Here is a 12,303-nt window from a genome sequence, read left to right on the forward strand (position 1 = left end):
GTTCGCAACGGCTGCGACCCCGGTGACGCCAAGCGCTCTCAGGTCAGTGCTCCCAGATCAGACTCCAGGCACGAGCCGACTGCGCATTCCTCTCACGGCACCAGGCTGAATGCCTGGGACGCCGTGCCGGTGCAGGTGCTCTGTTCGAGCTGAGCTCCGCTGCTGGTGGACGGGGTTGCTATGCACAGACCCGAACTGTCGGCGGCGAAGGAGTAGTAGCCCGAGTACTGCAGGGTCCCGGCGAACAGAGCGTTGGTGTTGCCCGTCCCTCCGTAGTTCCATATCTGGAGCAGGGCGCCCGGAGCGGTGGCCGTTGTCCCGCCGACGATGTTCCAGCTCTCGCCTTCGGACTGCGCGTTCTCATTGACCACCTCGTACTCGCCGCTCACCGAGGTCGGCACGAACTGCCACATCTGGCTGGTGGCCCCGGTGCAGGCCGACTGGTCCACGGCGGTGCCGTTGGCGGTCGAGCCCCCGTTGGCGGTCGCGCAGAGGCCCGACCCCTCGTTCACCACCTCGTACCATGACGACGTATTGATGCCCGAGTTGGCCACCAGGCTGAACGACTCAGCCGTGCTGCTGTTGCAGGTGTTCTGCTCGAGCTGAACTCCGCTGCCGGTGGACGGGGCGTCCAGGCACAGGCTCGAGTTGTCGGCGACGAACGTGTAGTAGCCCGCGGACCCGGGCTTGGCGGCGAACAGGGCGTTGGTGTTGCCGGTCCCTCCGTAGTTCCACGTCTGGAGCGTGTCCCCGGGGGCGGTGGACCCCACCCCGCCGGTGATGTTCCAGCTCTCACCCTCGGCCTGGGAGTTGTCGTTGACCACCTCGTACTCGCCGCTCACCGAGGTCGGCATGAACCTCCACAGCTGGCTGGCCGCGCTCGTGCACGCCGTCTCGTCCACGGCGGTGCCGTTGGCGGTCGAACCCCCGGCCGCGGTTGCGCACAGGCCGGAGGCCTGGTTGACCACCTCGAACCACGACGAGGTGACGCCGGCCGCGGCGAAGCTCATGTCGTGGAGGTTCCACCCCCCGTTGTCCTGGTCCACGACCAATGTCTGGGTGCCCGCGGGCAGAGTGACGGTGGCGGTCACCGTCGCCCAGTTCTGCCAGCCCCCGGTATTAGGGACATTGATATTGCCCGACAGGTTGGTACCTGCGAGGTTGGCGATGTGCAGGCCGTCGGTCACGCCGTTTGGAGAGGCCACGCGCACGCTGACTGCGTAGGTGCCGGCCCCGGCCGCGTTGACCGTGTATTTGAACGACTGCCCGCTGCCCGTCCAGCCGAGGTTGTAGCCCGCGCCTGTGCCGGTCGTGTCGGTGGTGTCGCTGGTCGCCTCCAGGTCGACCCCGTCGCTGCGGTAGCTGTTGGCCGTGCCGTTGACGGAGTTGACGTTGTAGGCCACGCCTTTTCCACCGGTGTCGTAGTTGGCGGCTTGCACGGTGCCGGGCACCTCGGCGGCGGTGCCGCCGTACGCGGCCTCGGCCGAGGGAGTCTGGCTATAGCCGGCGGCGACGATGTTCGCCTGCACCGCGCTCTGGGTGGCTTCGGACGGGAAGCCGGAGACGTCGGCGGCTTCGAAGAACTCTCCATTGCCCAGGGCCGTATTGTCCCCGCCGGTGCCCAGCTCGATGGAGCTCTGGATCTTCATCGGGTTGTAGCCGCCGCTCGGCAGCGCGCCCGAATAGGTCTGGATCAGTCCGCCCGACTGGGCGTTGCCGTAGTGCAGGGTCATGTTGGTCGAACCGTTGTTCTCCTCCCAGGCGGACAGGAACGTGCCGGTCTCGCTGGGATAGGCCGACGGGTTCGCCCCGGTGTTGCTGAAGTACATGCCGTTCTCGATGTCGGCTCCCACCCAGGGGCCGGGGCCGGTGCAGTTGCCCGTCCAGCAGTCCGTGCCGTAGTAGATCGCGTTCATCGTGGCGTTGCCGTCGTCGGAGTCGTTGGTCTCGCCCTGGCCGAAGTCGAAGCAGCACTGGCCGCTGGTGATGTTGGAGGACATGACCGAGTAGAGCCCGTCGGGCTGAGACCCGGTGGGCAGGTTACGGGCGGAGTTGTCGCGGTAGCCGGTGCCGAACTTGTCGAAGGAGATCCCGTACGCCGGCTGGCCGCCGACGTACACCGGCAGCGCCTCGGCGGGGGCACCGATGTCCGCCCCGTTGGCGCCGGGGCCCGCGTTCCCGCCACTGCAGCCCGAACAGGAAGTACCCGGCGAGACCGGCATGTTGTTGGCGTTCGAGCTCTGGTCGTAGAGCTCGGTGATGGTGCACGACGTGCCCGCACAGAACGAATTCTCGGGGGCCACGTTGACCACCCCGCCGGTCGATTCCAAGCCGACGTTGAGGAACGTCGAGTCGGAGGCGCGCTGGACCTGGTAGAGCGGCCCGCCGTAGGCCTGGAACAGCGCCCGGGTGGTGCTGTAGGCCGCCTCGCACGGAGTGCCGCCGGAAGCATAGATGTCGCAGGGCTCGGTGGTGGCCGCGGCCGCACTCGCGGGCTTGGCGGCACTCGCCGACGTGGCGGCACGTGCGGACGTGGCCGCGTGCGCAGGCGTGGCCGCATGCGCGGGCGTGCCGCTGAACGCGAGGACGGCGAGCGCTGCCGTCAGCACGAAGGTCGCGGCCAGCCCTGCCCATCGTCGGGTGAGGGGTATCGAGAACATGTGTCAGCTTCCGTGGTCGGGGCACGCAGCGGGTGGCAGAAGGCACGCGCCGGACGAGTGGACGACGGGGGTGGATACGTCCACAGTCGGCGCTATTGAGCGGACTTTCACGGCTTCTTGGGCTTCGAGACTGCAGATTGCGCCTAGATTGCGCATAAGTCAAGGGTCTGTTACGGCGCATTTCGGAGAGATGATCCGAGGTTGGCCAGATGTCCCGCGAAGAAGCCCGGGCGGTTCAAGCACGTCGCCCGGGCAGTCCCTCGGCCCCACTACGGTTTGTGACCACTTGTCACTTTTGGTACGGCGAACGCCGATCCCGGCTCAGTCGGCGCGGTTGATCCGGAAGACCGGGAATCCGGGGGAGATCTCCACCAGTTGCGCGTCGGTGGCGTCCTTGGTCACGCCCTCGAAGAACTGGCCCACTTCCCAGCCCCAGCGCTCGAGGTAGCGGCGCAGCACGGGGAGCTTCTCCGTGTCGGGCAGTTCGGTGACGGTGAACGGCTCGGCCCTTCGTCCGAGCCGCAGCTCGCCGCCGCCGGAGACGCGGATGTTGCGGACCCATTGGGTCTGTCCCCGTGGTGCGACGAGATAGCGCTCGCCGTCGAGCGTGAGCAGATTGACCGCCACGGTCTTCCATTCGCCGCTCTTGCGGCCCCGTACCGCGAGCGTCCGCGCGCCCCAGACGCCGAGGCCGAGCTTCGGCAGCAGGTTCAAGACCTTGTTGAGGTAGACCTCGAAGCCGTGCGGCTTGATGTATCGGGTGGAAGCCTGTGCCTCGTCCATGGTGGCCGTGTTCTCCTCGGGTCTCCCGCCACTCTGTGAGCGGCGCTCTCGTCTGAGAGCAACGTACGCGGCGGGCGGTGCGGGCGTCAAGAGCACTGCTCTCATTTCGGTGTGGCGATCTGGCACACTAGGGGGCATGACTGCGATCAAGACCGCGAGAGAGCGGGCCCGCGCGGAGCTGACCTGGGAGATCAAGCAGGAGGCGCGCCGTCAGTTGGCCGCCACCGGGGCGTCGGGACTTTCCCTGCGCGCGGTGGCCCGGGAACTCGGCATGGTCTCCTCGGCTCTTTACCGCTACTTCCCGAGCCGGGACGAACTGCTGACGGCGCTGATCGTCGATGCGTACGCCGCCCTGGGCGAGCACGTCGAGGCCGCCGAGCGCGCTGTGCCGCCGACGCACTTCCGCTCTCGGTTGCGCGCGGTATGCCGTGCGGTGCGCGATTGGGCGGTCCAGCATCCGCACGAATATGCCCTGGTCTACGGCTCTCCGGTGCCCGGATACGACGCCCCGGAGCACACCGTCGAACAGGGTGGCCGGGTGCCCTTCGCCCTGCTCGGCCTGCTCCGTGACGCATGGATCGCGGACGCGCTCGACCCGGCCGCGGCACCCGCTCCCACCTCGGCCGTGTTCCCGGCGGTTCTGGCCGAGCAGACCGCCGTCATCGCCGCAGCGGTTGAGCCCGACCTGCCGGGACCGCTGATAGCCCGGGGCGCGATGATGTGGACTCAACTGTTCGGAATGGTCAGCTTCGAGCTGTTCGGACAGCTGCGCAACAGCCTCGATCCCGCCGATGCGTTCTTCGACTACGCGGTAGGCCAGCTGGCCGACTTCCTGCGTCTCGCCGCCGACCCCGTCTTCTAGGCCCCGCCTTGAAGGCTCACAGTTGGGTGGCGCCTCCATCGACGAGCAGTTCGGCGCCGGTGGTGAAGGAACTCTGGTCTCCGGCCAGGTACACGGCGGTGGCGGCGACCTCGTCGGAGTGCCCGAGACGCCCGAGCGGGGTCGGCGCGGCGGGTTCGCCGGCCTGGTGGCCAGTCGGGATGGCGGCCCGAATCTCATCGCCGCCGGGGGTCACGACGGGGCCCGGAGTCAGGGCATTGACCCGGATGTCGCGGCCGGCCAGTTCGGCGGCCCAGGTGCGGGCGAGGCTGCGGATGGCGGCCTTCGTCGCGGCGTAGACGCCCAGGCCCGGCACGCCGCGCTGGGCGGCACTGGAGGAGAGCAGGATCACCGAGGCTCCGGCGGGCAGCAGTGGGAGCGCCTTCTGAACGGTGAAGACGGTGCCCTTGAGGTTGATGGCGGTGGTGCGCTCGTAAGCCTCCTCGGTGATCTCGCCGAGCAGGCCGAAGTCGCCGACGCCCGCGTTGGCGACGACGATGTCGAGTCGGCCGCTGCGCTCGGTGATCTCGGCGAACAGCCGGTCGAGGTCCTCGATCCTGGACACGTCGCCCTGGATGCCGACGGCCCGCGGTCCGACGTGCTCGACGGCGGAGTCGAGCTCGGACTTGCGGCGGCCGGTCAGGTAGACGGTGGCGCCCTCGGCGGCGAACCGGCGGGCGATGGCCAGGCCGATGCCGGTGGAGGCGCCGGTCACGAGGGCGGCCTTGTTCTCGAGCTGTCCCATGGGAATCTCCGTCTTTCTAGAGGTAACTATCTTTGTTACATCAAGGCTTGCGGGACGGCGTCTCCCGCGGTCAACGAGGTCAGCGAATGGTCGACGGTTGAGGTCGTTGGGGTCAGGCGGCCTTGAGCACACCCTGTAGTACGTCCTCGAGCGTGGTCATGGCCAACTGCGTTCGGAGTGCGGCTTCGATCTCGTCGTAGACGGCCGTCAGCGCCGGGCCGATGCCATGGCCGACGACGCACTCGGGGTCAGGGGTCGAAGGGTGCAGTCCGAACAGCGGCCCCGGCTCGATGGCTTCGTAGACCTCCAGCAGGCTGATCGAGGCCAGGTCCCGCGTCAGCGTCCAACCCGCGCCGGCACCCCGCCGGGATTCGGCCAGCCCTGCCTTTCTCAGCTCGGCGAGCAGTCGGCGGATCACGACCGGATTGGTGTTGACGCTTGTCGCGATCTGCTCGGAGGTGGCCACTTCGTGACCGCGACGCTGGTAGAGCCCGATCCAAGTCAACGCGTGTGCGGCTACCGTCAGCCTGCTGTTGGCGCTCACTGCGCTCCACCTCCCGACATGAAGTAACCATAGTTGTTACGACTGACGTCTGCAAGCCGTGCCGCCAGAGCGCCGCGAACGACGCACTGGTCGCGGTTGAAGAGGGGACCCACGGTACGAGCCTGGGTGCGGCGTACCCAGGAAGACGCGTCCTTCCCGCCGCGCGCGACCGGGACGAGGCTGGGAGTCCGCACTGCCAGGGCCGCACCGTCCTGGCCGGCTCCTCCGAAAGGGCTTGATGATCGTGTCCGTCCCGTCCACTCCAGCCTCCGGCAGAATCGTCCTGATCACCGGGGCGAGCAGCGGAATCGGTCAGGCCACGGCAAGGCGGCTGGCCGAGTCGGGCCACCGGGTGTTTCTCGGCGCGCGCCGGGTCGAGCGGATCGCCGCCGTCGCCGCCGATATCCGAACCCAAGGCGGAAACGCCGAGCACCACGTGCTGGACGTCACCGATCGGCGCAGCATGGGCGCCTTCGTGCACGCGGCCCGCGAGCGGCACGGACGCATCGACGTCCTGGTCAACAACGCCGGCGTCATGCCGCTCTCCCGGCTGGACGCGCTGAAGGTGGACGAGTGGAACCAGATGATCGACGTCAACATCCGCGGCGTTCTCCACGGGATCGCCGCGGTCCTGCCGATCATGCGCAGCCAGGGTGAGGGGCACATCGTGAACATCGCCTCCGTCTCCGGGCACCGCGCCGATCCCACCGCGGCCGTCTACGGCGCCACCAAGTTCGCCGTCCGCGCCATCTCCGAGGGCCTGAGGCAGGAAAGCCGCGATGTGCGGGTCACAGTCGTCAGCCCCGGGCTCACACACAGCGACCTGGCCGAATCGATCACCGACCCAGGTACCCGGGATGCGGTGCGCGCGCAGATGCAGATCGCGATGCCCGCGAGCGCCATCGCCGACGCCGTGGCCTACGCCATCGGCCAGCCGCCCGCCGTCGACGTCAACGAGATCGTCGTAAGGCCCACCGCCCAGGCGTGATCGCTATGCCCTGTACGTCACCGTGGCGGGGCGTGATCGCTTCGGTGGTCGCGGAAGAACTCGATGATGTCGTGCGCGAGTAGATCGGGTTCTTCGTGGGCTGCGAAGTGGCCGCCGCGTGGCATGCGGGTGTATCTGGTGATGTTGTAGGTGCGCTCGGCCCAACTGCGGGGCGGGTGGGTCAGGTCGGCGGGGAACAGGGCGAGGGCCGTGGGGACCGTCACCCGTTCGACCCGCCTCGTCATTCCGCCGGCGTATTCGTAGTACGGCCTGAACGAGGTCGAGATCGTCCGGGTGAACCAGTAGAGCGAGGCCTGGGTGAGCAGGAAGTCGTCGCTGAACCTGGTCGACACGTCTCCGTGGCAGTCGCTCCAGGCCCGGTACTTCTCGAGGATCCAGGCCAGCAGTCCGGTGGGTGAGTCGGCTAAGCCGTAGCTCAAGGTCAGTGGCCGCGTGCTCTGTTCGTGCTGGTAACCGCCCTCGTGCGCGGCCCACTCGTCGAGGGATTCGAGATACCTCTTCTCCGCCGCCGTGAGGCCGGCGACGTCGTAAGTCACCGGGTTGGCGACCGCCATCAGGTGGATGCCGACGACGTGCTCTGGATGCGCCTCGGCCAGCCGCGAGGTGATGCCCGCACCGAGGTCGCCGCCGTGCGCCGCGTAGCGCTCGAAGCCGAGTTCGCTGTGCATAAGCCGGTGCCAGAGTTCGTGGGTCTGCAGCCCGTCTTTGAGCGACTCACGCTGCGGCGAGAACGCGAAACCCGGCAGGGACGGGATGATCACGGTGAATGCGTCGGCCGCCGCACCGCCGTGGCTCGACGGCGTGGCCAGGCGCTCCGCGAGCGCGATCAACTCGAGGAAGGAACTGGGCCACCCGTTCGTCAGCACGATCGGAAGAGCGTCCGGGCGCTCGCCGTCGAAGCGCAGGTAGTGGACCGGGGTTCCGTCGATGTCGGCTACGTGCGATGGCAGACCGTTGATAGCCGCCTCGTGCGTCCGCCAGTCATAGGCAGTCGCCCAATATTCGACGAGGCGGCGGAGGGTGCGCTCCTCCGTGCCCGCCTCCCAGCCCTCCACCGGCCACGGGGTCGGCCACCGCGTGGCCTGCAGCCGCGCGCGCAGCTCGCCTAGTTCCGCCTCGCTGGCCGAGATCATCTGGCTCGCACCTTTCAGCTGTCTTGTAGTCGATTCTCCGGCGGATCGACGCGGACTCGCAACCTAGATCGCCAACCGTGGGGACCTCGTCAGAGTCCTTGGAAACGTAGGTAGCAAAAAGACATGGGGAGGTCTTATGCGAATGTTCCACGCCGCTCTCGCGGTGCCGATCACAGCCGGGCTGCTCATCGCTGCGGGAGGGTGCACAAGCACTGTCTCCTCGGTGCCGGAAACAGTGCACCCCGCCACCTCGTCGGCCGCGACCGGGGTAGTGACACCGACACCGACACCGTCGGCGGTCGGGGGCGACGCTTCGGCATCGACGCCGCAGCCAGGCACGACTCAGACGACGGCTGCCGCCGCGTCCGCCGCGTTCCCCGGTATCTGGGACATCACCAGCTGGAAGGCGTACCGGGCCGCGCAGGCTTCCGTCGAGCAGGGCCACCAGCCGTGGCTGCTCGATCCGGAGCTTGTCGTCTCGGCATGGGCGCACCGGTGGACCCCCGTGCCCGCCGTGCGGCAGATCGCGCCCGACACCTTCCAGGTCACCGAGCCGGGTACGAGCGTGATCTACACGATCCGCGGCACCCGGCCGGATCCGAACAGCGCGACACCGATATGGGTGATCACGGCGATCAGCCACACCTGATGCCCGAGGGCACCGTTGAGACCGATCCCGACCCAACACTGGTCTGAAAAGTCCGGGCTAATCCAGTTCATCCTGATCGGCGAGTGAGGCGCGGGCCGCTGCGAGGACGACGGGATCCGTACAGCCCCGCTCGTAGCCGGCGATCCGGCGGCGGATGTCGCGGCCCAGCAGCCAGCGGCCGATGCGGTGGGCCAGGGGGCGCAACGGGGCTGGGCGGCAGTGAAAGCTGTACTTCCAGGTCGCGACCGTGTGCCCCGGCTCGGCGGCTGGCGTGAAACGCCAGCCGCCGGCGAACACCGTGAAGAACCAGGGGCCGGCGACCATCTTCATGCCAACGTTGCTCGGTGGTGCGAACGAAACGTACTCGCTGATCATCGTGAACCCGTGGCGCGAGCGGGTGAAAGTCCGCACGCCCTTGCCCGGCCGAGTCGCGCCGCCGACGAAATGCTGTTCGCGCACGAACGGATCCCACCGGTAGCGCACCGGCGCGACGGTCTGCGACACGGCGAACGCGACGTCCGGCGGCACCGGCACGATGACGGAGGCTTCGACCACGGGCATCAGCCCAGTATCGTCCCACCTGGCCTTGAGCGCTCGGTTCCGGACAGCGGCGAAGCCCCGCACCAGACGGCGCGGGGCCCATGTCCATCACGAATATCAATACACTGCTGTTGTGTCAGCCGGCCAGCCGCCGCACCACATCGGCGGCGGATTCCATCGCGGCTATCTCGTCCGCCAGGACTCCGGCCCGAGCGCGGAACGAGTCTTCGCGGAGCAGTCTTGCGACGGCCGGGCCGACTTGCCCGCTCTCCGCGAGTGCGACTCCCGCGCCGGTCGCCTCGACCCGCTCGGCGTTGATGGCCTGGTCGGCGCCCTGGGGCAGGAGCACCATCGGGAGCCCGCGGCTGAGCGTGGCCAGGATGGTACCCGCGCCGCCGGTCGAGACCACAGCCGTTATCCCGTCGAGCAGTTGCTCGAGCGGGACGAACCCGACCGTCCGCACCCGGCTGTGGTCGACGGTAATGGCCGTGGGGTCTGCGAACGGACCCAGGGTGGCGACGATGTTGACGTCCAGGGACTCCAGGGACGCCAGGATGTTCACAAGCAAGCCGACTTCGGTGAACACGGTGCCCAAGGTCACCAGAACCACCGGTCGATCCGCACCGTCGGCGAAGTCAGGGGCCTGCCAGGCGTTGCCGTCGACGCGGTGCGGCTCGGGGCGCAGCGCGATCCGGTTCGGCGGGGCCTGCCAGCCCGGGGCCTGCAAAGTCGGCGGGCACGGGTCGAGGAAGGTCGAGGGCGGGGTGGGCGCCAGGCCGCGCTCGGCGTAGCGGGGTGCGACGGTCTGGAACATGAGCTCGACGAACTCGTCGGGAACGGCCGGGCCGAATGCCAGGAGGTGCCACGGTACCTCCAGTTCGGCCGCGACCAGCGGGCCCACGAAGTCACAGGCCTCGGCCACGATCAGGTCCGGCTTCCATGCCCTGGCCGCCTCCATCGCGTCCGCGACGCTCAGGTCGACTCGCGTGCCGGCGAAGAACTCGGCCACCGTCTCCGGCTTCGGGTCGGTCGCCGGGTTGCTGCCCCCGGTCCGCCGCGCGACCTCCGCGAACAGCACGTCCGGCATTGGTCCGGCGGGCAGCACGGGCAATTCGGGCCCGACGGCCTCGGCCATCGCGCCGCTGGTGAGCAGCGCGACCTCGTGCCCGGCCGCCCGGGCCTCCCGTGCCAGCGGCAGCAGGGGAAGCAGATGGCCGAAGGCCGGAGTGCCGGATAGCAGTACGCGCATGGTGCCCCCCAAGGGCTCGCAGTGATTGGAGCATCTCACTATTGACTGTAGAGCGTCTCATATCAATTTGCAAGGCGTATAATCACCGTATGGATAAGCGCACCTATCGATCGCCGCGCCGCGACCAGAACGCCGCGCAGACGCGGGACGCGATCCTGGACGCCGCCGAGGAACTGTTCGCCACCAGCGGCTATGCGCAGACCACCGTCGGCAATGTGGCCAACGCCGCGCAGGTGGCCACCAACACCGTGTACACCAGCGTCGGCGGCAAGCCGCAGCTCGTGCTGGCCCTGACGGAGCGCGGGATGGCTGATCCGGCCATCGCGCAATCGCTCGACGGCATCGACGCGGCCGACAGCGCTGCGGAGGTCCTGCGCCTGCTCGCCTGGGGCACCGGCCAGACCACGCTGCGCCACCTACGGGTGATCACGGTGCTGTACGACAACGCGCTCGCCGACCCGCTGATTGCGGACATGGCCCAGCACGCAAACCTCCGCTATCGGCAGAACCTCGACCGCGCCGCCCGCCGACTCGGCGAACTTCACGCGCTGCGGCCGGACGTCGACCAAGCACAGGCGTCCGATGTGCTGTGGTTCTACTTCGGATGGGTCGCCTGGCGGCAGTTGCACGAGATGGGCTGGGCCCCGGAGCGCGCCGAGCAGTGGCTGCTCACCCAGGCGACGGCGGCGCTGCTTGAATCGGCCGACCGGCGAGAAGCCTGACACGGACCGCTCCGAGTCCTAAGCCTCGAAGGTGACCGTGACCGGAGCATGGTCCGACCATCGCTCAGCGGGTGCAGTCTCACGGACCCCAGGGCAGGACTTCCGAGTCGCGGATGAGTTCGCCGTAGTGGCCCGGCTTGACCGGTTCGAGGGCGAGGTCGAGCAGGGGGATGGCGGCTTGGGCCGGTGTGGGTGCGTCGCTGACGCTCCACCAGACGGCGGAGGTGGGGGTGTTCATCATGCCGGGGCAGACGGCGGCGATCAGGATTCCGCGCGCCGCGTCCTGTTCGCGGCGCTGGCGGGCGAGGGTGCGTACGGCGGCGACCTGGCCGATCTTCGAGGAGATGTTGATGAAGCCGGGCCACGCCCCTCCGCGCGCGCTGCCGTCCTTGACCGCGTCGCGCCAGGCCGCGACCTGCTTGTCCACCTCGTCGAGGTCGGCCGGTTCGTCGAAGCGGTCGTGCAGCACGGGCGCGAGGTAGTTCAGGGTGCCGACGGAGCTGGCCACGACGATGAGTCTGGCGCCGTCGCGCAGCAGCGGGGCGAAGGCCCGCAGGACGCGGGTGGTGCCGAAGTTGTTGCACCGCGTGCGGCTCGACTGGCTCACCAGCGCCGGCGCGGCGCTCCTACCGCGTGCCCTCGCCGCGCTTCGCAGCACGCACCCGGCCATCACCGTCATCAGCCGCGAAGGCAGCACCCCCGCACTCGTACGCGCCCTGCGCGCCGGCACGCTCGACCTCGCCCTGCTCGGCTCCACCCCGCCGTATCGCGCGCCGGACACCGAGACACCGCCCCTGCACGTACGCACCCTGACCGAACGCAGCCTCCTGCTGGCCGTCCCGGCGACACACCCGCTCGCGCGCGGCGCCTTCGTCGATATCGCCGACCTGCACGGCCAGCAGTGGATCGCCGGCCCGAACTCGGGCGAGGACCGGCAGAAGGGAGTCTGGCCCGGCCTGGACGAACGACCCGAGATCGCGCACACCGCCCGGGACTGGCTCGCCAAGCTGGCCCTCGTGGCCGCCGGCCGCGGTCTGACCACCGTGCCCGCCGCACTCGCCGACGCCGTCCCCGCCGACGTACGCGTCCTGCCGGTACGCGGCGGCCCGCAGGAACAGCGCCGCATCCAACTCGCCTGGCTCCGCGACCCCCCGCCCGGACCCGCCGCACGCCTCGCCGACGCACTGCGCGCCGCCGCACTCGAAACCGACACCATCTAGGGTTGGAATCAGGATCAGCCAGGCGTTGCGCACAGCTTTACGGCGCTGCCGTCGACGAATGGCTCCGCGCTCGCCGATGAGCCCTTTCACACCGAGTCGAAACCTAGACGGTATGTAGGGTAGGTGCCAGGTTCGTAGGGCCGGGGCCTCGCCCGCATCCAGCGCACCC

At 68.9% G+C, this 12,303-nt stretch carries 12 protein-coding genes and 1 pseudogene; 5 read left to right on the forward strand and 8 right to left on the reverse strand.

Annotated features, from left to right (window positions below):
* Positions 1–92: 92 nt before the first annotated feature.
* Together VG296_RS25955 and VG296_RS25960 are read right to left on the reverse strand one after the other, a co-directional pair.
* Entirely contained in the window at positions 93–2,660 is a 2,568-nt protein-coding gene (locus tag VG296_RS25955) for an arabinofuranosidase catalytic domain-containing protein (RefSeq protein WP_325570112.1), read from the reverse strand.
* A gap of 321 nt (positions 2,661–2,981) precedes the next feature.
* Positions 2,982–3,443, reverse strand: a complete 462-nt coding sequence (locus VG296_RS25960) for a nitroreductase/quinone reductase family protein (protein ID WP_325570114.1) — start codon at positions 3,441–3,443, stop codon at positions 2,982–2,984.
* 136 nt (positions 3,444–3,579) lie between these two features.
* Between VG296_RS25960 and VG296_RS25965 the strand changes: the two genes are divergently transcribed.
* A complete protein-coding gene (locus VG296_RS25965) occupies positions 3,580–4,305 on the forward strand; it encodes a TetR/AcrR family transcriptional regulator (protein ID WP_325570116.1) in 726 nt (241 codons plus the stop codon).
* Between the two features lie 16 nt (positions 4,306–4,321).
* Here VG296_RS25965 and VG296_RS25970 read toward each other — a convergent pair whose 3' ends face one another.
* A complete protein-coding gene (locus VG296_RS25970; protein WP_325570118.1) occupies positions 4,322–5,068 on the reverse strand; it encodes an SDR family NAD(P)-dependent oxidoreductase in 747 nt (248 codons plus the stop codon).
* Positions 5,069–5,180: 112 nt separating this feature from the next.
* The gene (locus tag VG296_RS25975) at positions 5,181–5,612 is read right to left on the reverse strand and encodes an Rrf2 family transcriptional regulator (protein WP_325570120.1); all 432 of its coding nucleotides are present in this window, start codon (positions 5,610–5,612) and stop codon (positions 5,181–5,183) included.
* 238 nt (positions 5,613–5,850) lie between these two features.
* On the opposite strand from VG296_RS25975, the gene VG296_RS25980 reads away from it, so the two are divergent.
* Complete coding sequence (locus VG296_RS25980; protein WP_349259691.1) at positions 5,851–6,600, forward strand: SDR family oxidoreductase; 750 nt, start codon at positions 5,851–5,853, stop codon at positions 6,598–6,600.
* A gap of 17 nt (positions 6,601–6,617) precedes the next feature.
* On the opposite strand, the gene VG296_RS25985 is transcribed toward VG296_RS25980, so the two are convergent.
* Positions 6,618–7,754, reverse strand: coding sequence for an epoxide hydrolase (locus VG296_RS25985; RefSeq protein WP_325570123.1), 1,137 nt, complete (start codon positions 7,752–7,754; stop codon positions 6,618–6,620).
* A 223-nt stretch (positions 7,755–7,977) separates the two neighbouring features.
* On the opposite strand from VG296_RS25985, the gene VG296_RS25990 reads away from it, so the two are divergent.
* The gene (locus VG296_RS25990; protein WP_325570125.1) at positions 7,978–8,403 is read left to right on the forward strand and encodes a hypothetical protein; all 426 of its coding nucleotides are present in this window, start codon (positions 7,978–7,980) and stop codon (positions 8,401–8,403) included.
* Positions 8,404–8,460: 57 nt separating this feature from the next.
* Here the strand turns inward: VG296_RS25990 and VG296_RS25995 are convergent, their stop codons facing one another.
* Positions 8,461–8,964, reverse strand: coding sequence for an SRPBCC family protein (locus VG296_RS25995; protein ID WP_325570127.1), 504 nt, complete (start codon positions 8,962–8,964; stop codon positions 8,461–8,463).
* A gap of 115 nt (positions 8,965–9,079) precedes the next feature.
* The gene (locus tag VG296_RS26000; protein WP_325570129.1) at positions 9,080–10,192 is read right to left on the reverse strand and encodes a glycosyltransferase; all 1,113 of its coding nucleotides are present in this window, start codon (positions 10,190–10,192) and stop codon (positions 9,080–9,082) included.
* Between the two features lie 89 nt (positions 10,193–10,281).
* Here VG296_RS26000 and VG296_RS26005 point away from each other — a divergent pair, with 89 nt between their 5' ends.
* A complete protein-coding gene (locus VG296_RS26005) occupies positions 10,282–10,914 on the forward strand; it encodes a TetR/AcrR family transcriptional regulator (protein ID WP_325570131.1) in 633 nt (210 codons plus the stop codon).
* Between the two features lie 79 nt (positions 10,915–10,993).
* Here the strand turns inward: VG296_RS26005 and VG296_RS26010 are convergent, their stop codons facing one another.
* Positions 10,994–11,521 (reverse strand): hypothetical protein, encoded by a 528-nt coding sequence (locus VG296_RS26010; protein WP_325570133.1) that lies wholly within the window; start codon positions 11,519–11,521, stop codon positions 10,994–10,996.
* Between VG296_RS26010 and VG296_RS26015 the strand changes: the two are divergent.
* Positions 11,499–12,134, forward strand: a pseudogene (locus tag VG296_RS26015) (LysR family substrate-binding domain-containing protein); the annotation flags it as partial. The gene VG296_RS26010 and the pseudogene VG296_RS26015 overlap by 23 nt on opposite strands.
* Positions 12,135–12,303: the final 169 nt, after the last annotated feature.

This window comes from Actinospica sp. (genome assembly GCF_035552695.1).
Classification (GTDB): domain Bacteria; phylum Actinomycetota; class Actinomycetes; order Streptomycetales; family Catenulisporaceae; genus Actinospica.

Bases quoted from the DNA above. Each gene is read 5' to 3' on its own strand.
- VG296_RS25955 (WP_325570112.1), bottom strand. From the start codon at position 2,660: ATGTTCTCGATACCCCTCACCCGACGATGGGCAGGGCTGGCCGCGACC.
- VG296_RS25995 (WP_325570127.1), bottom strand. From the start codon at position 8,964: ATGCCCGTGGTCGAAGCCTCCGTCATCGTGCCGGTGCCGCCGGACGTC.
- VG296_RS25965 (WP_325570116.1), top strand. From the start codon at position 3,580: ATGACTGCGATCAAGACCGCGAGAGAGCGGGCCCGCGCGGAGCTGACC.
- VG296_RS26005 (WP_325570131.1), top strand. From the start codon at position 10,282: ATGGATAAGCGCACCTATCGATCGCCGCGCCGCGACCAGAACGCCGCG.
- VG296_RS25985 (WP_325570123.1), bottom strand. From the start codon at position 7,754: ATGATCTCGGCCAGCGAGGCGGAACTAGGCGAGCTGCGCGCGCGGCTG.
- VG296_RS25960 (WP_325570114.1), bottom strand. From the start codon at position 3,443: ATGGACGAGGCACAGGCTTCCACCCGATACATCAAGCCGCACGGCTTC.
- VG296_RS25980 (WP_349259691.1), top strand. From the start codon at position 5,851: ATGATCGTGTCCGTCCCGTCCACTCCAGCCTCCGGCAGAATCGTCCTG.
- VG296_RS26000 (WP_325570129.1), bottom strand. From the start codon at position 10,192: ATGCGCGTACTGCTATCCGGCACTCCGGCCTTCGGCCATCTGCTTCCC.
- VG296_RS25970 (WP_325570118.1), bottom strand. From the start codon at position 5,068: ATGGGACAGCTCGAGAACAAGGCCGCCCTCGTGACCGGCGCCTCCACC.